Source organism: Mesorhizobium sp. M1A.T.Ca.IN.004.03.1.1 (assembly GCF_003997555.1).
Lineage (GTDB): Bacteria > Pseudomonadota > Alphaproteobacteria > Rhizobiales > Rhizobiaceae > Mesorhizobium.
This window is the reverse complement of the sequence record NZ_RZTV01000406.1, coordinates 1-267: the sequence shown is the minus strand read 5'-3', so window position 1 is coordinate 267 and position 267 is coordinate 1. Positions and strand designations below refer to the sequence as shown.

1 pseudogene is annotated in these 267 nt (G+C 65.2%); it reads right to left on the bottom strand.

Going from position 1 to position 267, the window contains the following annotated elements:
* Positions 1 to 267: pseudogene (locus EOD29_RS32190) on the bottom strand (C40 family peptidase); the annotation flags it as partial.

The window sequence follows — 267 nt, the reverse complement described above, 5'->3', positions numbered from 1 at the left end:
GCAATCGATGCCGAGGCCGGAACGCCCGCCCCAGAGATAAGGCGTCTCCAGGAAACGGGCGGCAATATCGACGTAATCGCCGCCGTCGAGCGCGCCGATCGGCTGGACGTGGCGGGCAAAGATCGCCGTTCCGTCCTCAAGCACGAGATAATGATTGCCGCGCGTTTCCGCCTCGCCGGCGACATGGATGCGGCTTCCCATCGACAGGATGGCGCGGTGGGGTTTGCGCAGTTCCGGTTCCGGATAGAGGAAGGTGCGCGGCACGGT